Source organism: Gluconacetobacter johannae (assembly GCF_014174305.1).
GTDB classification, from domain to species: Bacteria; Pseudomonadota; Alphaproteobacteria; order Acetobacterales; family Acetobacteraceae; genus Gluconacetobacter; species Gluconacetobacter johannae.
On record NZ_JABEQH010000022.1, the window covers coordinates 22,369 to 46,693 of the forward strand.

General features: G+C 70.2%; 21 protein-coding genes. 14 read left to right on the forward strand and 7 right to left on the reverse strand.

What is annotated here, in order from left to right; translation table 11 throughout:
* Window positions 1-6 precede the first annotated feature (6 nt).
* Entirely contained in the window at window positions 7-372 is a 366-nt protein-coding gene (locus HLH21_RS14595) for a DUF4186 domain-containing protein (RefSeq protein ID WP_182944486.1), read from the forward strand.
* Between the two features lie 6 nt (window positions 373-378).
* Here HLH21_RS14595 and HLH21_RS14600 read toward each other — a convergent pair whose 3' ends face one another.
* Window positions 379-723: a Rieske 2Fe-2S domain-containing protein gene (locus tag HLH21_RS14600; RefSeq protein WP_182944487.1), complete on the reverse strand. Its 345-nt coding sequence runs from the start codon at window positions 721-723 to the stop codon at window positions 379-381.
* Between the two features lie 121 nt (window positions 724-844).
* Between HLH21_RS14600 and HLH21_RS14605 the strand changes: the two genes are divergently transcribed.
* Together HLH21_RS14605 and HLH21_RS14610 are read left to right on the forward strand one after the other, a co-directional pair.
* Window positions 845-2,092, forward strand: coding sequence for an aminopeptidase (locus HLH21_RS14605; RefSeq protein WP_182944488.1), 1,248 nt, complete (start codon window positions 845-847; stop codon window positions 2,090-2,092).
* Window positions 2,089-2,577, forward strand: coding sequence for a hypothetical protein (locus HLH21_RS14610; RefSeq protein WP_182944489.1), 489 nt, complete (start codon window positions 2,089-2,091; stop codon window positions 2,575-2,577). Before HLH21_RS14605 ends, HLH21_RS14610 begins: the two co-directional genes overlap by 4 nt.
* On the opposite strand, the gene HLH21_RS14615 is transcribed toward HLH21_RS14610, so the two are convergent.
* From HLH21_RS14615 to HLH21_RS14630, 4 genes are all read right to left on the reverse strand, one after another.
* Window positions 2,568-3,728 carry a glycosyltransferase family 4 protein gene (locus tag HLH21_RS14615; protein ID WP_182944490.1) on the reverse strand — a complete coding sequence of 387 codons (1,161 nt, stop codon included), beginning with the start codon at window positions 3,726-3,728 and terminating at the stop codon, window positions 2,568-2,570. The genes HLH21_RS14610 and HLH21_RS14615 overlap by 10 nt on opposite strands.
* An 18-nt stretch (window positions 3,729-3,746) precedes the next feature.
* On the reverse strand, window positions 3,747-5,534 hold the full coding sequence (locus HLH21_RS14620; protein ID WP_182944491.1) for a heparinase II/III family protein: 1,788 nt from the start codon (window positions 5,532-5,534) through the stop codon (window positions 3,747-3,749).
* Window positions 5,535-5,595: 61 nt separating this feature from the next.
* The gene (gene rpe / locus HLH21_RS14625) at window positions 5,596-6,273 is read right to left on the reverse strand and encodes a ribulose-phosphate 3-epimerase (protein WP_182944492.1); all 678 of its coding nucleotides are present in this window, start codon (window positions 6,271-6,273) and stop codon (window positions 5,596-5,598) included.
* Window positions 6,274-6,352: 79 nt separating this feature from the next.
* The gene (locus tag HLH21_RS14630; RefSeq protein WP_182944493.1) at window positions 6,353-7,639 is read right to left on the reverse strand and encodes an RsmB/NOP family class I SAM-dependent RNA methyltransferase; all 1,287 of its coding nucleotides are present in this window, start codon (window positions 7,637-7,639) and stop codon (window positions 6,353-6,355) included.
* Between the two features lie 242 nt (window positions 7,640-7,881).
* On the opposite strand from HLH21_RS14630, the gene HLH21_RS14635 reads away from it, so the two are divergent.
* From HLH21_RS14635 to HLH21_RS14660, 6 genes are all read left to right on the forward strand, one after another.
* Window positions 7,882-8,595, forward strand: coding sequence for a YggS family pyridoxal phosphate-dependent enzyme (locus HLH21_RS14635; protein WP_246379828.1), 714 nt, complete (start codon window positions 7,882-7,884; stop codon window positions 8,593-8,595).
* Window positions 8,596-8,661: 66 nt separating this feature from the next.
* Window positions 8,662-10,662 carry a potassium transporter Kup gene (locus tag HLH21_RS14640; RefSeq protein ID WP_182944495.1) on the forward strand — a complete coding sequence of 667 codons (2,001 nt, stop codon included), beginning with the start codon at window positions 8,662-8,664 and terminating at the stop codon, window positions 10,660-10,662.
* Window positions 10,652-11,854, forward strand: coding sequence for a radical SAM family heme chaperone HemW (gene hemW, locus HLH21_RS14645; RefSeq protein ID WP_246379821.1), 1,203 nt, complete (start codon window positions 10,652-10,654; stop codon window positions 11,852-11,854). The genes HLH21_RS14640 and hemW overlap by 11 nt, the downstream gene beginning before the upstream one ends.
* An 83-nt stretch (window positions 11,855-11,937) precedes the next feature.
* Entirely contained in the window at window positions 11,938-13,044 is a 1,107-nt protein-coding gene (locus HLH21_RS14650; RefSeq protein ID WP_182944517.1) for a nucleoside hydrolase, read from the forward strand.
* 16 nt (window positions 13,045-13,060) lie between these two features.
* Window positions 13,061-13,507 carry a DUF1489 family protein gene (locus HLH21_RS14655; protein ID WP_182944496.1) on the forward strand — a complete coding sequence of 149 codons (447 nt, stop codon included), beginning with the start codon at window positions 13,061-13,063 and terminating at the stop codon, window positions 13,505-13,507.
* A 53-nt stretch (window positions 13,508-13,560) separates the two neighbouring features.
* Complete coding sequence (locus HLH21_RS14660) at window positions 13,561-14,805, forward strand: lytic transglycosylase domain-containing protein (protein ID WP_182944497.1); 1,245 nt, start codon at window positions 13,561-13,563, stop codon at window positions 14,803-14,805.
* On the opposite strand, the gene HLH21_RS14665 is transcribed toward HLH21_RS14660, so the two are convergent.
* Window positions 14,786-16,789, reverse strand: a complete 2,004-nt coding sequence (locus tag HLH21_RS14665; RefSeq protein WP_182944498.1) for a glycoside hydrolase family 3 C-terminal domain-containing protein — start codon at window positions 16,787-16,789, stop codon at window positions 14,786-14,788. The two genes, HLH21_RS14660 and HLH21_RS14665, sit on opposite strands and share 20 nt — an antisense overlap.
* A gap of 251 nt (window positions 16,790-17,040) precedes the next feature.
* Here HLH21_RS14665 and HLH21_RS14670 point away from each other — a divergent pair, with 251 nt between their 5' ends.
* From HLH21_RS14670 to holA, 5 genes are all read left to right on the forward strand, one after another.
* Complete coding sequence (locus tag HLH21_RS14670; protein ID WP_182944499.1) at window positions 17,041-18,213, forward strand: MFS transporter; 1,173 nt, start codon at window positions 17,041-17,043, stop codon at window positions 18,211-18,213.
* Window positions 18,214-18,395: 182 nt separating this feature from the next.
* Entirely contained in the window at window positions 18,396-18,920 is a 525-nt protein-coding gene (locus HLH21_RS14675) for a DUF3576 domain-containing protein (protein ID WP_182944500.1), read from the forward strand.
* Between the two features lie 122 nt (window positions 18,921-19,042).
* On the forward strand, window positions 19,043-21,658 hold the full coding sequence (leuS, locus tag HLH21_RS14680) for a leucine--tRNA ligase (protein WP_182944501.1): 2,616 nt from the start codon (window positions 19,043-19,045) through the stop codon (window positions 21,656-21,658).
* Between the two features lie 49 nt (window positions 21,659-21,707).
* Entirely contained in the window at window positions 21,708-22,403 is a 696-nt protein-coding gene (locus tag HLH21_RS14685; protein WP_182944502.1) for a hypothetical protein, read from the forward strand.
* A complete protein-coding gene (gene holA / locus HLH21_RS14690) occupies window positions 22,400-23,416 on the forward strand; it encodes a DNA polymerase III subunit delta (protein ID WP_182944503.1) in 1,017 nt (338 codons plus the stop codon). Before HLH21_RS14685 ends, holA begins: the two co-directional genes overlap by 4 nt.
* Before the next feature lie 587 nt (window positions 23,417-24,003).
* On the opposite strand, the gene HLH21_RS14695 is transcribed toward holA, so the two are convergent.
* Window positions 24,004-24,258: a hypothetical protein gene (locus tag HLH21_RS14695; protein WP_182944504.1), complete on the reverse strand. Its 255-nt coding sequence runs from the start codon at window positions 24,256-24,258 to the stop codon at window positions 24,004-24,006.
* Window positions 24,259-24,325: the final 67 nt, after the last annotated feature.

Below are 24,325 nucleotides of genomic sequence, written 5' to 3' on the forward strand. Positions count from 1 at the left end.
GGGCCGATGACCACAGAAGCGCCCTCCGACGAACTGTGGGCACGGCTTGGCCGCTCGGCCTTCCGGGCGCGCTTCCATCTGGACGCGCGCGACCGCGCCTATCTGGAGGCGAAGGGCATCGCCACCGTGATGTCACACGCCGCCGATTTCATTGCCCGGCGGCTGGCCCCCGCCCAGCCGGCCCGTGACGGGCGGCAGACCCCATGGCGGGGCCATCCCGTCTTCGTGGCGCAGCACGCCACCGCGACCTGCTGCCGATCATGCCTGGAGAAATGGCATCATCTGCCAAAGGGCCGCGCGCTGGCGCCGGCCGAACAGGCCTACATCCTGACCGCGATCCGCCTCTGGCTGGACCGCGAACGGACGCGATAGGCGACGTCACCCGATCCGGGGGGCCGCGTCGATCCAGACCGCACCGTCGCGGACATGGGCGTCGAATCGCCGGGCCGCGCATGCCGGGCGCGCCACCCCGTCCGGCCCCACGGCCCGCCCCGATTCGTCGAACGCCCACAGATGGAACGGACAGACCAGCCGTCCGTCGGCGACGTACCCGGCGGACAGGCGGGCGTCGCGGTGCGGGCAGCGATCCGCGAACACGCGCGGCCCGCCGTCGGACCCCATCCAGACCACCAGCGCCTGGCCGCCCGCCACGACACGAAGCGGCCGTTCGCGCGCGTCCGCAACCCCGCACAGCCGCACCCCATCCCCGGCGACGTCCGCCATGCTTCGGTCACACCTCCGCGCCATCATCCTGCTCCACCCGCCCGATGCCGGGGGTGTGCCTAGCCCGGCCGAAACAATCGGGCTAGGCTGACGAGACTTGGAATTACAGGATGACAGGTTCATGACTTCCTCATCATCCCATGACCGCCTGCTGGACCGCCTGGGCGAAGTCGCGGTCCGGATCGGGCTGAACATCGCGCCGGGTCAGCAATTGCTGATTACCGCGCCGCTCGACGCGGTGCCGCTGGTGCGCCGGATCACCGAACATGCCTATCGGGCCGGCGCATCGCTGGTCACGCCGTTCTTTTCGGACGACGAAATGACGCTGGCGCGCTTCCACCACGCGCCGGATGCCGCCTTCGACGTGGCGGCGGGCTGGCTGCAGGACGGCATGGCCAACGCCTATCGCGACGGCGCCGCGCGGATGGCCATCACCGGCGGCAACCCCGTGCTGCTGAGCAACGAGGACCCGGACCGCGTCGCCCGCGCCAACAAGGCCAGTTCGCTGGCCGGGCGTCCGGCCATGGAGCTTATCACCAGCTTCGCCGTCAACTGGAACATCGTCGCCGCCGCGACGCCGGCCTGGGCCGCGCAGGTCTTCCCCGACGACGCGCCGGACGTGGCTCTCGCCCGACTGTGGGACGCCATCTTCCTGGCATCGCGCGTGACGGTGGACGACCCGGTGGCGGCTTGGGCCGACCATAACGCCACGCTGCATCGCCGGGCCGACTGGCTGAACGAACGCCGGTTCGCCGCCCTGCATTTCACCGGCCCCGGCACCGACCTGACGGTGGGCCTGGCCGACGGCCATGCCTGGGCCGGCGGGTCGGAACCCGCGCGCAACGGCATCGTGTGCAACCCCAACATCCCGACCGAGGAAGTCTTCACCACGCCACACGCCCAGCGCGTCGAAGGCCATGTGCGCGCGACCAAGCCGCTGTTCCACCAGGGCACGCTGATCGACGGCATCGAAGTGCGCTTCGAAGGCGGCCGGATCGTGGAGACGCACGCCACCCAGGGCCTTCCGGTGCTGGAGCGGATCCTGGCGACCGACGAAGGGGCGAGCAGGCTGGGCGAAGTGGCGCTGGTGCCCCATTCCTCGCCGATCTCGCACAGCGGAATCCTGTTCCGTAACACGCTATTCGACGAAAACGCCTCCAGCCACATTGCGCTGGGCCAGGCCTATACCAAATGCATGCTGGACACCGACGGCCAGACGCCCGAGCAGATCGTGGCCCGCGGCGCCAACAGCAGCTTCATCCATATCGACTGGATGATCGGCTCGGCCGAAATCAACGTCGACGCCATCACCCAGGATGGCGGCCGCGAACCCCTGATGAGACACGGCGAATGGGCCAACCCGGTATGAACACACGCACCTCCCTCCTGGCGATGGCGCTGGCCGCCGCCATCCTGCCGGCCGCGCCCGCCCTGGCGCAGCAGCAGGCCGCCCCGCCCGGCGTGGATCAGGCGACATTCGAGCGTGACATGCAGGAAGCCGCCCGCTATCCGCTGCCCGCCGATTTCCTGCCCCGCATGACCGCCACGATCCAGGCCATCCAGGCCGCCGGGATCGCGCCGCCGAACACGCCGAACCTGTCGCTGGCGCAGACGATCGACCGCACCGCGGCCATTCCGGGGCTGACCCCGATCCTGGCCGCCCACGGCTTCACCCCGCGCGATTTCGTCATGGGCATCACGGCCTTCGGCCTGACCGAAGCGCTGATCCAGCAGCCCCCGCCGGCCGGGGCGCATGCACCGCAGCCGAATCCGGCGAACGTGGCGCTGATCCGCAACTATCCGCAGGATGCCCAGACCCTGGCGCAGGCCATGGCCGGCGGCAATCAGCAATAACCGTTCGAGGGGGGACGGCGAGGGCTTTGGGGCCTATGGGCGGGGTCCAGCAACCCGTCCAGGGTCCGGGCGATCACCCGGGCCTCGTCATACCGGTCCAGCGCGCGGGCGCGTCCTGCCGCCCCCATCCGGGCGCGTAACGCCCCGTCGCGAACCAGGCGGTTCAGCGACCGGGCCAGCGGAGCGACCTCGCCGGCCGGCACCAGCAGGCCGGTCCGCCCGTTCACCACCTGCTCCCTGGGGCCGCTGATATCGGTCGCCACCACCGGCAGGCCGGTCAGCATCGCCTCGATCACCGACATCGGCAGCCCTTCGAAATGGCTTGGCAGGGTGAAGATGTCCGCCGCCGCCAGCAGGGCGGGAATGTCCCGGCGATATCCCAGGCAGCGCAGACGCCCGCCCAGCACGCGCCGTGCCTCGGCAAAGCACACATCCAGCGCCTGACCATGGTCCGAGGCCAGGCGTTCGCCCACCACCCACAGCATCGCATCGGGCACCTGGGCCATCGCCGCCAGCAATTCCGGGTACCCCTTGTGCCGGACCAGCCGGGACACGACGACGATGACCACCGCGTCGTCAGGAACGCCCAGTTCGGCCCGGATGCGCGCGCGCGCCTGCGCGTCCGGATGGAACAGGGCCGGGTCCCGTCCGTTGCCCACGGCCGTGGCGGCCGGATGGATATGCAGGCGCCGCGCGTCGTCGGCTTCCTGGGACGACACGGTGAAATACCGGTCGGTGATTCGCCCCGCGCACCATTCCAGCACCAGCGACACGCCCCGCCGCAGGCGCGAGCCCGGCTGGTTGAACAGGAAGCCATGGCAGGTGTAGGCCACGCACGGCACGCCGCACAGTCGCGCCGCCAGCCGGGCCAGCAGGCCGCTGATCGGCATGTGGGCATGCACGATGTCCGGCCGTTCCCGCCGGATCAGCCGGACCAGCGCGGCCAGCGCCCGGCCCTGCGCCAGCGGCGAGAACGACCGCGCCATCGGCAGCGGCTCCACCCGGAACCCCTCGGCGCGGACATCGGCCAGCAACGCCCCGTCCGCACACCCGCCGACGACCTCGTGCCCGCGCGCGCGCAGGCCGCGCATCAGCGGCAGCAGAAAATGCCGCAACGAGAAATCGACGTTCGTGATTTCGAGAATTTTCATCGTCCCGGCGAACGGCGTTCAGCCGTCGGTCCGCAGCAGGGCCCAGCGCACGACCTGCCGCGTCCGCCCTCCGGCGTCGGCCGGGGCGGGTGCGGGCGCCTCCGGTGTCGATGGGGCAGGTGTTTCGGCCGGCGTTTGTTCCGGGGGGGGCGAAGCATCCATGCCGGTGCTTTCGGCCTCCGGCGAATCTTCGGCTGTCCCGGTCTCCGGTTCCGTCTCCGGTTGGGCGGCTTCGACCGGCCCGTCCCCGCCCTTGTCGCCGGGCCGGACCCTGACGACGATCTGGCGGGTCCGTTCCGGCGTCGCGCCGCTGAAATAGACGCTTTCCTCGACGGCGACGGTGCCGCCGTCGGCGCGGAATCTCCAGATCCATCCGCCGACATCCAGCACGACCACCTGGGCGTCGGCATCCAGTTCGGCCTCGACCGACGGATGCAGGTGGAATCGCAGGACGAAGGACTGAAGGCGCTCGCCCTCCACCACCTCCTCGCCCCGCAGGTTCTCGCCGCCATCGCCCAGATAAAGCCGACGCCGCCACGACGCGCCGAACGGGGCGTGGTACCCGTCGTGCGCCAGATCCAGCCAATGGGCCCCATCCTGGGCGACCTGTTCGACCGTCACATGCGCCGGACGCCGCTGGATCCCGCCCTGCGGGGCGAAATCGGACGACGAACTGTCTTCCAGGACCAGCAGCGAATGGGCGGCGCTCTCGCGCAGGGCGCGACGCCATTCCGGCAGTTCGCCGGCCCCGCAATTGACGATCAGCCGCTGCCGCGCGACCGAGAACTCGAACGACAGGGTGCCGGCATGGGCCTCGGCGTCGAATCCCGGCGGCGGCGGCGCGGCCGCATCGACCAGCAGCAGCGACCGGCCGACCTGAAGGCGGATGAACCCGCCATCGGGCATCGCGGTCGCCACCACCCTTGCCCGCGTCGCCTGCGACAGCACCATCTCGATCATCGCCACGCTGCCCGCATGGCTGCCGTTGAACAGGGCCAGGCCGCCATCGCCATGGCGCAGCGCCCGCAGGACCGGGCTCATCCGGTCAAGGGCCAAGGCCAGGGAATCCGGCAGGGCAATCTGCGCCGCCTGCAGCATCGCCCGCATTTCCGCCAGTTCGCGCAGCGCCAGGAACTGGATTTCCGGACTGCGCTGGATATGGCATCCGTCCTGCAGGACCTGGCACGCCAACTCCCCGTCGATATAGCGCAGGAACCGGGTCAGGAAGCCGCTATGGTCGGGCATCGCGACGGCAGCCGCCAGCAGGCCCTTGAAGGCCGTCAGCGCCCGCCAGTCGTGCGAGTCCGGCGGCAGCAGGGCGGCCAGCGTCCGGCCTTCGGTCAGCAGGCGCGTCATCAGGCGCTGGCGAAAGGCGTCGTCGGCCGACGCGGCGAAGAAGTCGTAATGGCCCAGCCAGGACGCCAGCCTGGCCCCCGTCACCGCGCAGTCGCGCACCATCGGGTCGGTCGGCGGGTGGGACAGCCAGTCATTGACCAGCGCCCGCGCCTGCAACCGCGCCGAATCGGTACCGACGGCGCGCAGGTCGCGCAGCCAGGTAAACCCATGCAGGTAGGCCCGGAACCGCTCGGGGTACGAGGGATCTTCCCACCGGCCGGGGCCGATGCGGCGGGTGACGCCGGCATGCGTCAGGCTGCCCTTCACCAGGCGCGCGCCCGACGCCGGGTCGCCGGGCCACAAATCGCGAATGGCATGCACAGGGGCAGGCGGCACCCGGCCCAGCCCGGCCAGGGACGGCAGGCGCGCCAGAGAAAGGCGCGCATCCTGGCTCCATCGTCGCAGGACCATCAGGCCCCTCTCATCCCATGGCGTCCGGCCATCGTTCCCACGGCCGCAAGCCCGGTGCTGGTCATGCGGGCCGTCGGCCCGCCTCGCGCAGGGCGGTGATCGCCCGGCCATAGTCCGGCTGGCCATAGACCGACGTACCGGCCACCAGCATGTCCGCTCCGGCCGCCGTGGCCAGGGCGGCGGTTTCGACATCCACCCCGCCATCGACGCCGATGCGGATATCCCGCCCGGTCGCGTCCGCCATGCGCCGCAGGGTGCGGATCTTGTCCAACTGGCTGGTCAGGAACTTCTGGCCGCCGAAGCCGGGGTTGACGGTCATGACCAGGATCATGTCCACCAGGTCCAGCACCTCGGCCACCGCCTCGGGCGGGGTGGCGGGGCATATGGCGACGCCGGGCTTGACCCCCAGCGCGCGCACCTGCTGGAGCGAGCGATGGGTGTGCGGCCCGGCCTCGATATGCAGGTGGATGTGGTCCGCCCCCGCACGGGCGAACATCTCCAGATACGGGTCGACCGGCGCAATCATCAGATGCACGTCGAACACCAGGCCGGATTGCGGTCGCAATGCCTTGATCAGTTGCGGCCCGAACGACAGGTTCGGCACGAAATGGCCGTCCATCACGTCCAGATGCAGCCAGTCCGCACCCCCGCGTTCGACGGCGATCACTTCCTCGGCCATGCGGGAGAAATCGGCGGACAGCACACTGGGCGCGATGAGGGGAGGAAAATGAGCAGGCATGGGCGCAGTGTAACAGAAAATCACGCCCCTCATGCAAGCAGTTGCGTGCACGTGGCCCGACGTCGCCCGATCACGTCTCCTAGCGGCGGCGGAACCGCGCAGCGAAGAACCCGTCCATGCCGCCCTGCGCCGCCCACAGGCCGGGATGGGTCCGCAGCCAGCCCTCGGGCGTCCGGGCCTCGGGCAGGTCCGCCAGTTCCTCGGGCGTGAAGGGGTCGGGCTCCAGCCCCATCGCGATGGCGGCACGGACCCGCTCCGGCCCCTCCTCGGGCTGGAGCGAGCACACGGCATAGACCAGTCGGCCGCCGGGGCGCAGCATGTCCCGCGCGGCGGCCAGCAGGCGGTCCTGCCCGGCGGTCAGGGCCGTCAGGTCGCGCGGGCGCTTGATCCACAGCACGTCGGGATGCCGGCGCGCCGTGCCCGTCGCCGAGCAGGGCGCATCCAGCAGCACCGCGTCCAGCGGGGCGTCCGGCCGCCACTCGGCCGCGTCGCCCTGCACCGTCGTCACACGATCGGCCAGTCCCAGCCGGGCCAGATTGTCGCGCAGCCGCGCCATCCGCGCGGGCTCCCGCTCCACCGCCGTGACGTCGGCGCCGGCCAGCGCCAGTTGCGCCGTCTTGCCGCCCGGCGCCGCGCACAGGTCGGCGACCCGCTCGCCGGGGCGGACGGCCAGCAGGCGCGCCGGCAGGGCGGCCGCCGCGTCCTGCACCCAGAACGCCCCGTCGGCATAGCCCGGCAGGTCGGCCACGCGGGTTCCGGCCGGCAGGCGCACGCTGCCCGTGGGCAGGATGGTCCCGTCGGGCGGGCAGGCCGCGCCGGGCCGCAACGTAAGGTCCAGAGGGGCCTCGCGTCCCAGGGCCTCGGCCACCGGGCGGGCCAGGTCGCCCCACGAACTCCACAGCCAGGGGGGCACGTCCAGCCGGGCCTGGTCCAGGCCCTCCAGCGCGCCGGCGCCCGCCTGCGCGACACGGCGCAGCACCGCGTTCACCAGGCCCGCGAACGGCGTCAGGCCCTGCCGGCGCGCCAGGGACACCGCCGTGCCGACCGCCGCGTGCGCCGGGGTGTCCAGCAGCAGAAGCTGCGCCACGCCGATCAGCAGCACGACGCGCACCGGCGCCGGGGGCTCCTTCTTCAGGAAGGGTTCCAGCACCATGCCGGCCGTGCCCATGTGCCGCAGGACGGTGGCCGCCAGCCGGTGGGCCGCCGCGCGGTCGCGCGCGTCCGCATCCCGTGCCGCCGGCGAACGCTCCAGGCTGGTTTCCAGCATCCGCCGATGCGCGATGACGCCCAGGACGATGTCGAAGGCGATATCGCGCGTCGGGTCGCTGTCCGCCGCGCGCGGCCTGTTCCTTGGTCCCTGGCTCATGATGCTGCGGTCCCGCCCCTTCCCAGTCCCTGATTACGGTTTGAAGCGTGCGCTGATGGCATGACACGGCCGGCGCCGCCAGCCCCCCGGCCCGAAAACCGCGCGAAAGAACCGCCGGCCCCTTGACCGGTAGCCCCGCCGGGCCAACCGTAACCCACATGACCGCGCCTCCTCCCGCCCCCGCCGCCCTCGCCCCGCACATGCAGGCGTCCGGCGCGCATGCTTCCGCCCCCCCCGACGACATGGCGGTGGCCGCGGCGCTGGCGGTGATCCGCGCGCGGATCGCCGCCGCCGCACGGCAGGCGGGGCGCGACGCGGCGGGGGTGACGCTGGTCGCGGTCTCGAAATTCCACCCACAGGCCAGCGTCATCGCCGCGCTGCAGGCCGGCCAGATGGTGTTCGGCGAAAACCGCGTGCAGGAAGCCCTGGCGAAGTTCCCGCCGCTGCGCGCCGCGTGGCCGGACATGCGGCTGCACGTCATCGGCGGGCTGCAGACCAACAAGGCGCTGGACGCGGTGCGGATCGCCGACATGATCGAAAGCCTGGACCGCCCGGCGCTGGCCGACGCGATCGCCCGCGCCGCCGACCGCGCGGGGCGGCTGCCGGAGCTGCTGGTGCAGGTCAATACCGGTGACGAGGCCCAGAAATCCGGCGTGCCGCGCGCGGAAGCCGACGCCTTCATCACGGCCTGCCGCCGCCGGTTCGGCGACGCGGTGCGCGGGCTGATGTGCATCCCGCCCGCCGGGCAGGACCCCACCCCCCATTTCCGCCACCTGGCGCAACTGGGCGCCCGGCATGGCCTGGCCGTGCTGTCGATGGGCATGTCCGCCGATTTCGAGGCGGCGATCGCCGCCGGGGCGACCCATGTCCGCGTGGGCAGCGCGATCTTCGGACACCGGCCCGCGGCGGCGAATAGGGGGGTCCCGGCAAGTCACCTTGCCGCCCCCGGATCATGACGCTATGCGGGGTCAAGGTCGGCCTGTCCGCCGTTCCCTTTGTCTGAACAGCGGAGACGTCCCGACATGACGCCAGCTTCGGGCGATTCCGCCCCCGGATCCCTGCCCGCCGCCCCGTCCGGTGTGAACGCACCCGTGGACGGCGCGCCGGCCGGCAAGGGGCCGAAGGTCACGGAATTCGGCGCCGACCAGCATGAGCATGCGGCCAACCCGGTGGGTTTCGCGGCCCTTCTGGTCGTGCTGGGCGTGGTGTTCGGCGACATCGGCACCAGCCCGCTCTACGCCCTGCGATCGACCGTCATGATCGTCTCGCAGCATCACCAGATCGAACCTTGGGAGGTGATGGGGGTCGAAAGCCTGATTATCTGGTCCCTGATCCTGATCGTCACCGTCAAATACGTTCTGCTGATTATGCGGGCCGACCATAACGGCGAGGGCGGCATCATCTCGCTGATGTCGCTGGCGCAGCGGGTGTCCGAAAACGCGCGGATGAAGCTGGTGCTGGGCATGGTGGGCATCGCGGGGGCCTGCCTGTTCTTCGGCGACGGGCTGATTACCCCGGCGATTTCGGTCCTGTCCGCCATCGAAGGGCTGGAGGTCAGCTTCCCCGCCGCGCGCGAACTGGTGATTCCCCTGGCGATCGTGGTCCTGATCGGGCTGTTCTCGGTGCAGTCCTACGGCACCGGCAGGGTAGGAGCCATCTTCGGGCCGGTCATGCTGGTGTGGTTCAGCATGCTGGGCATCCTCGGCGCGCTGGAAATCCTGCATCATCCCGGCATCCTGATGGCCATCTCGCCGATCTATGCCATCCGGTTCGTCGTCTTTCACGGCTGGCTGTCGTTCATCGCGCTGGGCTCGGTGGTGCTGTCGGTCACGGGCGCGGAAGCGCTCTATGCCGACATGGGGCATTTCGGCCGGCAGCCGATCCGCTATGCGTGGCTGTTCTGCGTCCTGCCGTGCCTGGCCCTGAACTATCTGGGCCAGGGGGCGCTGATTATCACCACGCCCTCGGCGCTGAACAATCCGTTCTTCCAGTTGGCGCCGCACTGGATGCAGATCCCGATGATCGTCCTGTCGACGCTGGCGACGGTGATCGCCAGCCAGGCCGGGATATCGGGCGGGTTTTCCCTGTGCCGGCAGCTGATCCAGCTGGGCTACCTGCCGCGCATGCGTATCACCCACACCAACAAGAAAGAGGAAGGGCAGATCTACCTGCCGGACTTCAACCGGTTCCTGATGGTCGGCGCATTGCTGCTGGTCGTCTCGTTCCGCAGTTCCGACGCCCTGGCCTCGGCCTACGGCATCGCGGTGACGGGCACGTTCATGTGCACCTGCGTGCTGGCGATGGTGGCGTTCCGCAGGCTCTATCACTGGTCGCGCCCGGCAGCCGTCGCGACGTTCGGCGGCTTCTTCGTCATGGACAGCGTCTTTTTCGCATCCAACGCGCTGAAGATCCCGCAGGGCGGCTGGGTGCCGGTCCTGCTGGGCATCACGCTGACGCTGATGATGACGACGTGGAAACGCGGCCGCGGCCTCATCATGAACCGGCAGAAGCTGGATAGCCTGCCGGTCAATTCGTTCCTCGCCCGCCTGCCGCAATCGCGCACCATCCGCGTGCCCGGCACCGCCGTGTTCATGACCGCCACGCCCGACTTCGTGCCGACCTGCCTGCTGCATAACCTGAAGCACAACAAGGTGCTGCACGAGCACGTGCTGTTCGTCACCGTCCAGACCCTGGACCAGCCCGAGGCCGCGCGCGGCCATCGTGTCGCATTGCAGGAACTAGCCCCCAACATCTATCGCGTGATCCTGCGCTACGGCTTCATGGAAACGCCCAACCTGCCCCGCGCGCTGGAGGACCTGAAGGCCAACGGCATCGACTTCGACGTGCTGCAGGCGTCCTATTTCACCAGCCGGGAACTGCTGGTCCGTTCCTCGGTGCCCAAGATGTCGCGCTGGCGGATGTCGCTGTTCCTGCTGATGGCGCGCAACGCCAGCCCGGTCACCGAATTCTTCCGCATCCCGCCGGACCGCGTCGTCGAACTGGGCGTGCGGCTTGCCATCTGACACCCCCCTGTCGGCCGGGGCCGAGCCCCTGGCGCTGTATGTGCACTGGCCGTTCTGCCTGGCCAAATGCCCGTACTGCGATTTCAACAGCCATGTCCGCGAAACCATCCCGCAGGCCCGCTTCGCCACCGCCCTGCGGCGCGAACTGGCGCATGAGGCCACGCGGCTGAACGCGCAGGGCGGCCGACGCCGGCTGGGGTCGATCTTCTTCGGCGGGGGCACGCCCTCGCTGATGGCGCCCGACACCGTCGCGGCCCTGATCGCGGACGCGCGGGCCCTGTTCGACGCGGCGCCCAACCTCGAAATCACCCTGGAGGCCAACCCCACCAGCGTCGAGGCCCAGCGCCTGCGCGCCTTTCGCGACGCGGGGGTCAACCGGATCTCGCTGGGGGTCCAGAGCCTGGACGAGGCGGCGCTGCGCCTGCTGGGGCGCGCGCATTCGGCGGCGCAGGCCGTCGCCGCGCTGGACCTGGCGCGCACCCTGTTCGACCGGATTTCCTTCGACCTGATCTACGCCCGCCCCGGCCAGTCCCTGGCCGACTGGCGGGCCGAGCTGGACCAGGCGCTGTCGCTGGTGTCGGACCATCTGTCGCTGTACCAGCTGACGATCGAACCCGGCACCCGCTTCGAGGGACTGCACCGCCAGGGCCTGCTGGCCCTGCCCGACGAGGACGACGCCGCCCGCCTGTACGAGGAAACCGCCACCGTGGCCGCCCGTCACGGGCTGCTGGGCTACGAGGTCTCGAACTACGCGCGGCCGGGGGCCGAGAGCCGCCATAACCTGACCTACTGGCGCTATGGCGATTATCTGGGCATCGGTCCCGGCGCGCATGGCCGCATGACGCTGGACGGCCGCCTGCACGCCACCCGGCGCCATCGCGCGCCCGAACCATGGGCCGAGCGGGTGGAACGCGACGGCACGGGCCTGATGCAGGACGAAACCCTGTCCCCCCGCGACCGCGCGCGCGAAATGCTGCTGATGGGCCTGCGCCTGACCGAGGGAATCGACGAGGCCCGCTTCGCCCGGCGCACCGGACTGGCGATGGCGGACGCGCTCGATCCGACCATTCTGGAAGCGGCGACGGAAGAAGGCTATCTTCGCCGCGACGACACGCCGGACGGGACGATCCTGCGCGCCACGCCGTCGGGCCGCCTCCGGCTGGAGGCGCTTCTGGCGGCGCTGGTCCTTTAAGCGCCCGGCCGACACCCCACCGCCTCACAGGGACCCGCATGATCTCCTTCCCCTCCCGCGCCCGCTATCGTTCCGTCCCCGACATGCTGCGACGGGGGGCGGCGGCGCTGCTGGCCGCCGGCCTGCTGGCCGGAACGGCGCCATCGGCCGCGCGCGCCGCCGAACCGCAACTGGTGATCGAGGACAACGATTTCCTCGGGCCGGGCGGCTCGGACCAGCAATCCGTCATTCCGCTGCTGTTCGATCCGGCGGTGAAGGTCCTGGGCTTCACGATCGCCAGCGGCGACGCCTGGGAAAATCAGGAATCCGCCCATCTGCGCCGGTTCCTGGAGATCATCGGCCGAAGCGACGTTCCCGTGGCCGACGGCGCGGTCTACCCGCTTATCAACAGCGTGCCGATGATGCGCCTGCGCGAACAGCAGTTCGGCGTCATCCCGTGGAAGGGCGCCTGGGGTGGAATCGGGTCGATCGACGGCACGCCCTCGGTCCAGCCGCCGCTGCCCCGCCTGAAGGAAGGCGCGCCCACGGTGCGTCCCGTGGATGAAAGCGCCGCCCTGTTCCTGATCCGCCAGGTGCATGCCCACCCGCATGCGGTCACGATCGTGGCCGCCGGGCCGATGACCAACCTGGCGCTGGCGATCCGCCTCGACCCGACCTTCGCCGCCACCGCCCGGCAACTGGTGTTCATGGGCGGGCTGCTGGACACCAGCATGAAATCGGTGACCGGCAACGCGGATTTCGCGTCCGACTTCAACATGATCTTCGACCCCGAGGCCGCGCACATCACATTGACCGCCCCGTGGGCGGCGATCACGGTCGTCGGCAACGTGTCGAACGACCTGATGATGACGCGCGACTATCTGAAGCAGATCATGCGGAAGAAGACGCCGATGACCGACTATATCGGCGCCTATTACGACCCGCTGCCGATGTGGGATGAAATGGCCACCGCCATCGCCGCCGACCCCACCCTGGTTACCGCATCGGTCGAGGCCTATATGGATATCGACATCTCGAAGGGGCCGAACTACGGCCACGCCTATGTCTGGCCCGACCAGACGGCCCCCAAGGCGATGGGCGTACGCAAGGTCCGGATCGTGCAGTCCATCGATTCGCGGCGATTCCTCGACACCTTCCTCCGCCAGGCCCAGAGTGACGTGCCTGTGCATGCCGCACCCACCCACCACTGAGGACACGCCGGCCATCATGCTCCATCTGGTCAAGCTCGCGGTCGGGATCGCGTCCCTCGACGACCTGGCCCATCGGCAGCAGACGATGATGGACGGCGCGGGCGACGGGCTGGACGGCACGCGCCCCGATGGGCGCCCCTGGCTGCGGACCCGGATGTTTCCGCGCCGGGCCGAGGAGATCCTGGCCGGCGGGTCGCTCTACCGCGTCATCGGCGGGATGATCCTGTGCCGCCAGCGGGTCGTGGACATCCGCCCCGACGTGCGCGAGGACGGGGCGGCCTGCGCCCTGGTGGTGCTGGACCCGCAGATCGTGCCCGTCGCGCCGCGACCGATGCGGCCGTTCCAGGGCTGGCGCTACCTGTCCGCCGCCGATGCGCCCCCCGATTTCGGCGGCCCGACGGACGCGGGCGGTACCCTGCCCGAGGCCCTGCGGCGGGAGCTGGCCGGGCTGTGCCTGATCTGACCGCCCCCGCGCGCGGGATTGCGCGAAAGGCCCGCCGGACGCAGCATGCCGCCATGGCAAGACGCCCGACGCCGCCCGATTGCGCCGCCCTCACACGGGGGGCGGTGATCCGCCTGTCGCTGCTGTGCGCCGCGGCGTCGCTGGTGGCCTGCAGCGGCGGACCGGCGTCGCGCTACTCCCGCTATTATGCCCGCAACGGGGCCTATCGCGCGCCCGGCCCGGCCGAGGACCCGTGGCGGCCCTACATTCTCGATGCGTCGTCACGCTTTTCGGTTCCGCAGCCGTGGATCCGGGCGGTCATCCAGCAGGAATCGGGCGGGCACGAATATCTGGACGGCCAGCCCATCACCTCATCCGCCGGGGCAATGGGCCTGATGCAGCTGATGCCGCAGACCTACGCCGACATGCAGGCCCAGAACGGGCTGGGACCCGACCCGTACGAACCGCGCGACAACATCCTGGCGGGGACGGCGTATCTGCGCCAGATGTACGACCGGTACGGCGCGCCGGGCTTTCTTGCCGCCTACAATGCGGGGCCGCAGCGGCTGGACGATTACCTGCAGACCGGGCGCGCGTTGCCCAATGAAACGATCAACTACCTGGCGTCGGTGACCCCCAATCTGGGCAACGACGTCGCCCTGAGCGGCCCGCTGGCCGCCTATGGCGGCGCCACGCAGATGGTATCGGCCACCCCGACTCCGCTGCCGGTCGCCCTGGCGTCCGCCTCCCGCCCCGCACCACCCGCGCTGCCGGTGGTCGTCACCCCGACCATGGACAACCCGACCGGTGGCCAGCCCGTGCAGTACGCGGCCTACGTCCCGCGCGCGCCGGCCGGCCGCGCCGCGCGATGCGCGCAGGACCCCGACGCGGCGTACGATCCCGACGCACCATGCCCGTCGGCGTCCACCCTGCCCGAGACGCTTCCGCCGCCCAGCCCGTCCCTGCCCCAGGTCCTCGCCCCTCCGGCCGCGTCCGCGCCGCGCGTCCTGCCGGCGGTGATCCGCATGCCCGCCGCACCGCACGTGGTGCCGGGGGGCGGCGTGAATTATGGCCAGTGGGCGGTGCAGGTCGGCGCCTTCGCGTCCGAAGGGCAGGCCCGCTTCGCCAACACAATGGCCCGCCAGGCGGCGTTCACCCCCCTGAACGGCGCGCGCAGCGTCGTGCAACCCATCCCCTCGATCGGTCACGCCCTCTATCGCGCCCGCCTGTCGGGACTGGCGCACGCCAGCGCGACATCGGCCTGCGCCACGCTGCGCCAGCAGGGCCTGGCCTGCATGATTATTCGTCCCGGACAGTAGATTCCGCCGGCGCAGGCGGCAGGGCGCCGGGCACATGCATTTCCGGCAGATGCAGGGCGACGTGCCGTACCAGATTGGCCGCATGCGCGCCGAGCGAGACGGTATAATCGCCCGTCGGCACCACCCATTCCAGCGCCGACGCATTCCATTGACCCAGCAGATGCGCGTCGATGCCCATCGACAGATGCGCGCCCTGCCCCGGCGCCAGTTGCACCGTCCGCCAGCCCACCAGCCGCTTGGGCGCGTCCCCGACCCCGGGCGGCAGGTCCAGATAGATCTGCGGCACGTCCCGGCCGGCGCCGCTGCCGGCATTCGCGACCCCGAACGACACCACCAGCCGCGTCCCGTCACGGGTGACGCGCAAATCGGAATAGGTGAAGCGCGCGCGGTCCGACAGCCCGTAACCAAAGGGAAAAAGCGGGGCGACATGCGCGCGGTCGAACGCCTTGTATCCGGCCTGGCCGACGTCGGCCGGGGCGCGTCCGCCCGTGAAGGTGGCCGGCAGCCGTCCGGCGAAGTCCTTCTGCCCGGTCAGAAGCGCCGCCAGCGCCGATGCGCCCCCCCCGCGCCACGACCAGGCCTGCACCACCCCGTCGACAAGGTCCAGCCACGGCATCGGCCGGTCCGGATCGTCCGACAGCAGGACGACCACCACATGGCCCCCGTTGCCGGCCAGGGCGGCGATCAGCCGGTCGTCCTGCCGCCCGTCGGAAAAGACCAGAACGCAATCCACCTTCGCCGCGTCGGCGGGCACACCCCCGTCGCCCGGCGAATCGGCCGCCAGACGAACGGCCCGGCCCGTGCGCCGCATCGCCTCGGCCACCGCGCGCGCGGCGTCATGCGTCCCGCCCGTGCCGACCACCAGGACCGGGTCGGCCTGCGTCCCGGCCAACGGCAGGACGTCGTTCTCGTTCTGCAACAGGACCGCGCCCTCGGCCATTTCCTCGTCCAGCAGCGGGTCGTGCACGGACGAAAGGCCCGATACCGCCCCCGATGCCACCTGGGGGGCGACGTAGGACGGCGGCCGGTCGATCACCCCCGAGTCGTCGAGGGTCCGCAGGATCCGTTCCGCCATCGTGTCCAGCCGCGACCACGGCACGGCCCCGCTCCGCAGGGCCTGGCGCAGCGCCACGACATACAGCCCGTCCGCCGCCGAGGGCGATCCCTCCAGATCCACCCCGTCGGCAATGCTCGCCAGCAGGAAGGGCTGGCGCGACATTCCATCGCCATCGGCCTCGCGGTCCGCAACCTCGGCGACCATGCCGCCGAATCGCCAGCCCTCGCGGATCGTCCGCCCCATCCGGTCCAGGTCGCCGCACGGGTGGGCGGCGGCGACGGCGGTGCGACAGAGGATTCCCCCGCCATGGGCCTGCCCGATCGCCAGATAGAGGCCCAGCATCCGGTCGCCGGGCAAGGCGGAAGGCCGGGCCGACCCGGCATCGTCGTTCCCGAACAGCGGCAGCACGTGGCCGGACATCAGGCCGGCGGCCATCGCCCCCATCACGCTGCCCGCCAGCAGCGGATCCTCGCCATCGCGCGTGCGCCCCGCGCCCACCGGGCCGACGCCCCCCACCGGAAAGGCGGCCTGCCCGGTCGCCCGCGCCGATCGGGCGGACGCCTGCCCGACGCGGCGCGCCAGCCCGACGTCCCAGCTCGCCATCAGCGCCAGGGGCGAGGCCGCGCCATGGGCGCCCTGGTTCCCCTCCAGCGCCATGCGTACCGCCGGCAAGCCGACGCGGGGGACACCCGGCAGGGTGACGATGGCCGCCTGGCCCGCCTGCGGGCGCGACAGGCGGGCCTGCACAAGGCCCAGTTTCTCGGCCGGCGTCAGGCGCGCCAGCAGGATTTCCATCCGGGCCGGCCGCTCGACGCCTCTGGCCGGGGCGGCGCCCCCATCGTCGACAAGGGCCGCGGCGACGGCCGCGACGACCGCCAGGGCCATGCGACCACGCCATTGTCCGGTCCGCCGACCCGTACCCGTCATCCGCATGACCCTCGTCCCGCTTTCCATCCGTCGGCGGGGCCGCGACATCCGCCCTCGGTCTCCGCCCTGCATTGCCGGCCCCGCGCGATTTCGCAACGCCCCATGTGTCAACGCGCATGTGGCGGAAACGTCGCTGCGCGCACGGTTCGATCCGACGCCGCATGAACACTCTTTTCAAGCGGAACGGAACAGGGAAGAAGAACATCCGAATCGCTTCCGCGCGATCCTCCCTTTTTTCGGAATCCGTCATCGTGCCCCTGCCCCTTCTCGCGCTTGCGCTGGCGTCCTTCGGAATCGGGACGACCGAGTTCGTCATCATGGGCCTGCTGCCGCAATTATCGGCCAGCCTGCATGTGTCGATTCCCGCCGCCGGGCAGCTCGTCTCGGGCTATGCGCTGGGGGTGACGGTCGGCGCGCCGATCGTGGCCATCGCCACCGCGCCGCTGCGGCGCAAGACCGCCCTGCTGGTCCTGATGGGCATGTTCATCCTGGGCAATTTCTTCTGCGCCATCGCGCCGGGATACGCCCTGCTGATGGCGGCCCGCGTCATGACCGCCTTCTGCCACGGCGCGTTCTTCGGCACAGCCGCCATCGTGGCCGCCGACCTGGTCCCGCGCGAGAAACGGGCGCAGGCGCTGTCGCTGGTCTTCGCCGGCCTGACGCTGGCCAACGTGTTCGGCGTGCCGTTCGGCACGGCGCTGGGCCAGTGGGCGGGATGGCGGGCGACCTTCTGGGTGGTGTGCGCCATCGGGGTGGTGGCGCTGCTGGCGATCGCGACGCTGCTGCCCCGCGACAACGAACATCCACCCGCCCGCGTCCTGGCGGAACTGCGCGTGCTGCGCCGGACGCAGGTGCTGCTGACCATGGTGATCTCGACCGTCTGTTCGGCCAGCCTGTTCAGCGTGTTCACCTATATCGCGCCGCTGTTGCAGACGCGCGCCGGCCTGTCGCCTCATCTGGTCACCATCGCCCTGCTGCTGTTCGGCGGCGGCATCACCATCGGCAACCTGCTGGGCGGCCGCCTGGCGGACTGGAAGCTGCTGCCGTCGGTCATCATGACCCTGGTCGCCTCGATCGTCGTGCTGCTGGCCTTTACCGAGACCAGCCGGATGGCGATCCCGGCGATGGCGACGCTGTTCCTGTGGGGGGTGATCGTCTTCACCCTGGTCCCGCCGCTGCAGTACCGCGTGGTGCAGCAGGCGGCCGAGGCCCCGAACATGGCCTCCACCCTCAACCAGGGGGCCTTCAACCTGGGCAACGCCGTGGGGGCGTGGATCGGCGGCATGGTCGTGCCGACCGCCTGGTCCTATGGCGGGCTGCCGATCGTGGGCGCGGTCCTGGCGCTTGTGGCGCTGGTGCTGACATTATGGGCGCAGCAGGCCGACAGCCGGACTGTCGGCGTCAGGCACGAGGGCCGCGCCTAGCCCGATCGCCCCGCCGGCAAGAGAAAATCGCCGGGCGACTTGGCGGGGATGGCCGGCCGGGATATGAAGACGGCATCTAAACCGGCAGGACCGTGGCGTAATCGTCGGACCGAAGCAGGCGGGACGCGCCACGGCGGCCGGTCCATATACGGGTCCACACCCGAGGGGGCCACAGGGGCATCATGACCGTTCGACCGCCATTCGTCGCCATTCGCCATGCCCTCTCGCCACGGGGGCCGGTGCGTTCCGCCATGCTCCTCGCTCCGGTTCTGGCCGGCCTGGCGGCCTGTTCGGGGTCGCACCGCGCCGATACCGGGCTGGCGCTGCCCCAGAACCACCTGCTCAACGAGGACCGGTCGGCCAACGGCGGCGACGACCAGCTGGCCAACAGCGGCGTCAACGCCTATCTGTGGCGGGGCGCGATCGACACGCTGTCCTTCATGCCCTTCGCCTCGGCCGACGCCGTCGGCGGGGTGATCCTGACCGACTGGTACACGCCGCCCGCGACCAAGAATGAGCGGTTCAAGATCACGGCCTACATCCTGTCGCGCAACCTGCGATCCGACGCCATCCGGGTTTCGGTCTTCCGCCAGGCCCTGACGGACGGGCAATGGATGGACACGCCGGTGGCGCCGAACACCGTGTCGGACATCACCTCCAAGATCCTGACCCGCGCGCGGCAACTGCGCGCCGACGGCGGCCACTGATCCCGCTCCCGTCCCGGTGCGGGTTCGCCGGGGCGGGTCACGACCCTGCCGTCAGGACCGGGCGCCCCCGGGCGCCCTTCCCTTCCTTCGCCTATCAGGGCCATGCGCCCCGGACCGAAATCATGACCGAGACCTCCCCCGCCCCCTATGATTTCCACACCGCCGAGCCGCGCTGGCAGGCGGAATGGGAACGGGCGGGAGTCTTCGACGTGCCCGACGTCCCGCCCGCCGACCGGCCGAAATACTACGTGCTGGAGATGTTTCCCTACCCGTCGGGGCAGCTCCACATGGGGCACGTCCGTAACTACACGCTGGGCGACGTGGTCGCGCGCTACAAGCGCGCGCGCGGCTATTCGGTCCTGCACCCGATGGGGTGGGACGCGTTCGGCCTGCCCGCCGAAAACGCGGCGCGGGAACGCGGCGTGCATCCACGCACCTGGACGCTGGACAATATCGCCGCCATGCGCGGCACGCTGAAGCGCCTGGGCTTCTCGTTCAACTGGGATCGTGAAATCGCGACCTGCCTGCCGGAGTATTACGGCAAGCAGCAGAAGCTGTTCCTGGACATGCTGCAGGCCGGCCTGGTGGAACGGCGCGAAAGCTGGGTGAACTGGGACCCGGTGGACCACACCGTCCTGGCCAACGAACAGGTCGTCGATGGCTGCGGCTGGCGGTCGGGCGCCCCGATCGAGAAGAAGCAGTTGTCGCAGTGGTTCCTGCGGATCACCAAATTCGCGCCCGACCTGCTGGACGGCCTGTCGCACCTGCCGCGCTGGCCCGACCGGGTACGCACCATGCAGGAGCGCTGGATCGGCCGGTCGGTCGGCGCGCGCGTGCGCTTTGCGCTGCACAGCCCACCCGCCGGGTTCGACACCGACCTCGATTCCGTCGAAGTCTTCACCACCCGTCCCGACACGCTGTTCGGCATGGCCTTCATCGCCGTTGCCGCCGACCACCCGCTGGCCGCGCGGATCGCGCAGACCAACCCCGGGGCAGCGGCCTTCATTGCCGAATGCCGGCGGCTGGGCACGTCCGAGGAAGCGATCGAAACCGCGGAAAAGCGAGGGTTCGACACCGGCCTGCGCGTCTCCCACCCCTTCGCGCCCGACCAGACCTTCCCGGTCTGGATCGCGAATTTCGTGCTGATGGAGTACGGCACCGGGGCGATCTTCGGCTGCCCGTGCGGCGACCAGCGCGACCTGGATTTCGCCAATGCCTACCATCTGCCGTTCCGCCCCGTGGTGCTGCCGCCCGGCGAGGACGCGACGGATTTCACCATCACCGGCAAGGCCTGGGACGGCGACGGCACGCTGTTCAATTCCGGCTTCCTCGACGGGCTGGACACGACCCAGGCCAAGGCCGAGGCGATCGCGCGCCTCGAAGGGATGGGCGTGGGCCGGGGCGTCGTGAACTGGCGCCTGCGCGACTGGGGCATCTCGCGCCAGCGCTACTGGGGCTGCCCGATCCCGGTCATCCATTGCGCCGCCTGCGGTGCGGTGCCGGTGCCCGACGACCAGTTGCCGGTGGTGCTGCCCGAGGACGTGACGTTCGACCGCCCCGGCAACCCGCTGGAACATCACCCGACCTGGAAGCATGTCACCTGCCCCCGCTGCGGGGCCGACGCCACGCGCGAGACGGACACGTTCGATACGTTCGTCGACAGTTCGTGGTATTTCACACGCTTCACCGCGCCGCACGCCGCGGCCCCGACCGTGCGCGCCGCCGCCGACGGCTGGCTTCCGGTCGACCAGTATATCGGCGGCATCGAACACGCGATCCTGCATCTGCTCTATGCCCGCTTCTTCACCCGCGCGATGCGCGAAACCGGGCATGTCGGCCTGGACGAACCGTTCGACGGGCTGTTCACCCAGGGCATGGTGAACCACGAAAGCTACCGCGACGCCGACGGCCTCTGGCTGTACCCCGAGGAGGTGGAGCGCCGGGCGGACGGCGCCGTCCGCCGCGACAGCGGCACGCCCGTCACCATCGGCCGTGTCGAGAAGATGTCCAAATCCAAGCGGAACACCGTCGCCCCGGTCGCGATCATCGAACGGTTCGGCGCCGATACCGCCCGCTGGTTCGTGCTGTCCGACAGCCCGCCGGAGCGCGACATGGAATGGACCGAGGCCGGGGTAGCGGGCGCCGCGCGCTACCTGCAACGCCTGTTCCGCACGGTCCGCGCAGTGGCCGAGACCGTGCCCGACAGCGCGACCCGTCCCGAAACCGTATCCGACGCCGCCGACGCGCTGCGGCGCGCCACCCATCGGACGATCGTATCCGTGGGGGACGCGCTGGACGGATTCGCCATCAATGTCGCGGTGGCGCGCCTGCACGAACTGACCTCCGCCCTGGCCGACGCCGAGCGGCAGTCGGGCCACGAGGGCATGGATTTCGCCCGCCGCGAAGCCGCGCGGACCCTGTGCCTGCTGACGGCCCCCATGGTGCCGCACCAGGCCGAGGAAATGCTCGCCATCCTGGAGCCCGGCCAGGCGCCGGCCGTCCAGCGCGCCTGGCCCGAGGCCGATCCGGCGCTGCTGGTCGCGCGCCAGGTGACCATCGCGATCCAGATCATGGGCAAGCTGCGCGCCACCATCGACGCCCCCCCCGATGCCCCGGCCGCCGACGTCCTGGCGCAGGCCGAGGCCGAGCCGAACATCGCGCGCCTGCTGGACGGGCGAAGGATCGTCAAGCGCATCCATGTGCCCAACCGCATCGTCAATTTCGTGATCGCGGGTTGATCGGATGATCCTTCCCCGCCAAGCGCGCCGCCGGGGCGCATACCGGGCCATGGCGGCAGCCCTGCTGCTGGCGCTGGGGGGCTGCGGCTTCCAGCCCCTGTATGGCGGCAACGGCGAAGCGGCGGGCGGCGGCACCATTCCGGACAAGCTGCGACAAGTCTATGTCGCCGGCATTCCGGAACGCTATGGCCAGGAACTGCGCCTGTTCCTGCAACAGGACATGGCCGGGGCCAGCCCCGAGGACCCGACCGGCTATGTCCTGCAGGTCAATTCGTTCGTCATGAACGAAAGCCTGGACATCCATGCGGACAATACATCCGGCCGGACCCGCGCCAGCGGCCACGCGCACTGGACCCTGCGGACCGTGGCGGCCGCGCCGGTCGTCCTGGCCCAGGGCGACGCGCAGGCCATGGACGGCGAGAACGAGACCTACGAACAATATTTCGCCCAGAACCTGAACCAGGCCGCGCTGGCCCGCCGGGTCGCCAATACGCTGGCCGAGCGGATCACCCAGCAGGTCGCGATCTGGTTCCGCACCCAGGCCCCGCCGCCACAGCGAACGCCTGTAGCGGGGCCGCGGCCGAGCTATGTCGACCCCAACGTCATGCCCAATTCCAGCACCGAAATACAGGAACAGCCGGTGGGCGAGGACGGCATGCCCGCGATGGCGATCGGGCGCACCAACCCCAACCCCTCGGGCGCGAGCGAGAGCCAGCCCGCGAACGGAACGACGGGCACCCCGTGAAGCTGGACGCGCGTTCGGCCGCCCGCATCCTGCGCGACCCGGGGGCCTTGCGCGTCATCCTGCTGCATGGCGACGACACCGGCCTGGTCCGCGAGCGCGCCCGCACGGCAGCCCTGGCCGTAGCGCCCGACCTGGACGATCCGTTCCGGGTCGCCGTCCTGGACCGCGACGCGCCGGAGCGGCTGGAGGAGGAGGTTTTCGCCCTGTCGCTGACCGGCGGACGGCGCGTCGTCTGGGTCCGTGACGCCACGGACGCGATGACCGCCCCGCTGAAGCACTGCCTGGGGCAGGCATCCGATACGCTGGTGATTATCGAGGCGCCGGGACTGACCGCGCGCTCGCGCCTGCGTACGCTGGTCGAGGGCCATGCCGAGGCCGCCGCCATCGCGTGCTATCCCGAGGAAGGCCGCGCGCTGGAGGCGTCGATCCGCCAGATGCTGGCGGCCGAGGAAATCCGGATCGACCCGGACGCCCTGTCATGGTTCGCCGGCCTTCTGGGGCCGGACCGCGCCGCCACGCGCGGCGAGGTCGAGAAACTGGCGCTGTATGCCGGTCGTGGCGGACAATTGTCGCTGGATGACGTGCGCGCCTGCATCGGTGACGCCGCCGGGGTGTCGCTGGAGGACGCGGCCTTCGCCGCGACGGCCGGCGACCGGGCGGCGGCCGACACGGCGATCGAACGCGCCCTGGCCGAGGGTACCAGCCCCATCGCCATCGCCCGATCCCTGCTGTCGCACCTGCACCGCCTGCGCCGGGCACGACTCGCGATGGATTCGGGGCAGAGCCGCACGGATGCCATGCGCGCCCTGCGCCCCCCGGTGTTCTTCAAGCGCACCGAAGCCTTCGGCCAGGCCCTCTCGCTCTGGACCGCCGACCGCCTGATGGATGCCGCCGAGCAGACCCAGAGCCTGGAACTGGACTGCAAGCAGACCGGCGCGCCGGACCTGACATTATGCCGCCGTCATATCGCCCGCCTGGCCGGCACCGCGATGATGCTGCGGCGGGATAGGTAGGGGAAACCGGACAACGGGCGCTTGCCCCAAGTCCGCCGGTCGTCTACACAGCATCTGTGTGTCCGCGTAGCTCAGCAGGATAGAGCACAGGATTCCTGGTTTCAAAATTGGGCGTCACGGCGGGAAACCTCGTGGCGGATCTGCTCAAATTCGGGGAACGCTCGGGCCACACGCCGTGCCGATCCCGAGCCAAGCCCGGCCTGGCCGGGAAGGTGTAGAGACTGGACGGGCAGCACCTAACGGCCTTCAGGGCCCAGGGTGAAGGGACAGTCCAGACCACGAACGCCATCACCCGATGGCGGCGGCGAAAGCCGAAGTGGGATGAATCCTGGGGCCGTGGGTTCGAATCCCGCCGCGGACACCAATTACCTTTCCCATGATGATCCATACGGGCCGGAAAGTGCGGGAAACCGCCATTTTCCGTCCATGACATCTCCCATGCAGTCCGTGGTCATGTTGGTATCGTCGGAAGAAACGATACCAACAGCAGGTCACAACTGCTGCCGCGGGCCGATATGACTTGCCGTAACGCCCAGGGACGCAAGAAGGACGAGCCGGAACGATCGCGGGTGACAACGTGGACGTCTCTACTGATAGGCATTCCCGTTCACAAGGATATTATGCCGCAAAGAGATTTGCATAAATGTATCTTTGAAAAGAAAATATTTATTTCGTCTCTTTTTTTCAGCGCAGTTACGAGCATACAGGTTGAAAATTCCCATTGCCGAATATTTCCCTTTCTTCCGGCGCTGAGCGACCGATGGTTTCATTTCGATCAGCTTTTTATCGGTCCCCCTGCCCGAACGTTCGCTGGGCGGGGCGGGAAGCGGATGTCGAGCCACGCGTCTGCCGCCCCCTTCTGACGATTCGTGAGGATCCGGGCTGTGACGAGAGGAAATAGACGGCTTC

Excerpts from the sequence above, each read along its gene's own strand:
- HLH21_RS14595 (WP_182944486.1), top strand. The coding sequence starts at position 7 with ATGACCACAGAAGCGCCCTCCGACGAACTGTGGGCACGGCTTGGCCGC.
- HLH21_RS14600 (WP_182944487.1), bottom strand. The coding sequence starts at position 723 with ATGGCGGACGTCGCCGGGGATGGGGTGCGGCTGTGCGGGGTTGCGGAC.
- HLH21_RS14605 (WP_182944488.1), top strand. The coding sequence starts at position 845 with ATGACTTCCTCATCATCCCATGACCGCCTGCTGGACCGCCTGGGCGAA.
- HLH21_RS14610 (WP_182944489.1), top strand. The coding sequence starts at position 2,089 with ATGAACACACGCACCTCCCTCCTGGCGATGGCGCTGGCCGCCGCCATC.
- HLH21_RS14615 (WP_182944490.1), bottom strand. The coding sequence starts at position 3,728 with ATGAAAATTCTCGAAATCACGAACGTCGATTTCTCGTTGCGGCATTTT.
- HLH21_RS14620 (WP_182944491.1), bottom strand. The coding sequence starts at position 5,534 with ATGGTCCTGCGACGATGGAGCCAGGATGCGCGCCTTTCTCTGGCGCGC.
- rpe (WP_182944492.1), bottom strand. The coding sequence starts at position 6,273 with ATGCCTGCTCATTTTCCTCCCCTCATCGCGCCCAGTGTGCTGTCCGCC.
- HLH21_RS14630 (WP_182944493.1), bottom strand. The coding sequence starts at position 7,639 with ATGAGCCAGGGACCAAGGAACAGGCCGCGCGCGGCGGACAGCGACCCG.
- HLH21_RS14635 (WP_246379828.1), top strand. The coding sequence starts at position 7,882 with ATGGCGGTGGCCGCGGCGCTGGCGGTGATCCGCGCGCGGATCGCCGCC.
- HLH21_RS14640 (WP_182944495.1), top strand. The coding sequence starts at position 8,662 with ATGACGCCAGCTTCGGGCGATTCCGCCCCCGGATCCCTGCCCGCCGCC.
- HLH21_RS14650 (WP_182944517.1), top strand. The coding sequence starts at position 11,938 with ATGCTGCGACGGGGGGCGGCGGCGCTGCTGGCCGCCGGCCTGCTGGCC.
- HLH21_RS14655 (WP_182944496.1), top strand. The coding sequence starts at position 13,061 with ATGCTCCATCTGGTCAAGCTCGCGGTCGGGATCGCGTCCCTCGACGAC.
- HLH21_RS14660 (WP_182944497.1), top strand. The coding sequence starts at position 13,561 with ATGGCAAGACGCCCGACGCCGCCCGATTGCGCCGCCCTCACACGGGGG.
- HLH21_RS14665 (WP_182944498.1), bottom strand. The coding sequence starts at position 16,789 with ATGACGGGTACGGGTCGGCGGACCGGACAATGGCGTGGTCGCATGGCC.
- HLH21_RS14675 (WP_182944500.1), top strand. The coding sequence starts at position 18,396 with ATGACCGTTCGACCGCCATTCGTCGCCATTCGCCATGCCCTCTCGCCA.
- leuS (WP_182944501.1), top strand. The coding sequence starts at position 19,043 with ATGACCGAGACCTCCCCCGCCCCCTATGATTTCCACACCGCCGAGCCG.
- HLH21_RS14685 (WP_182944502.1), top strand. The coding sequence starts at position 21,708 with ATGGCGGCAGCCCTGCTGCTGGCGCTGGGGGGCTGCGGCTTCCAGCCC.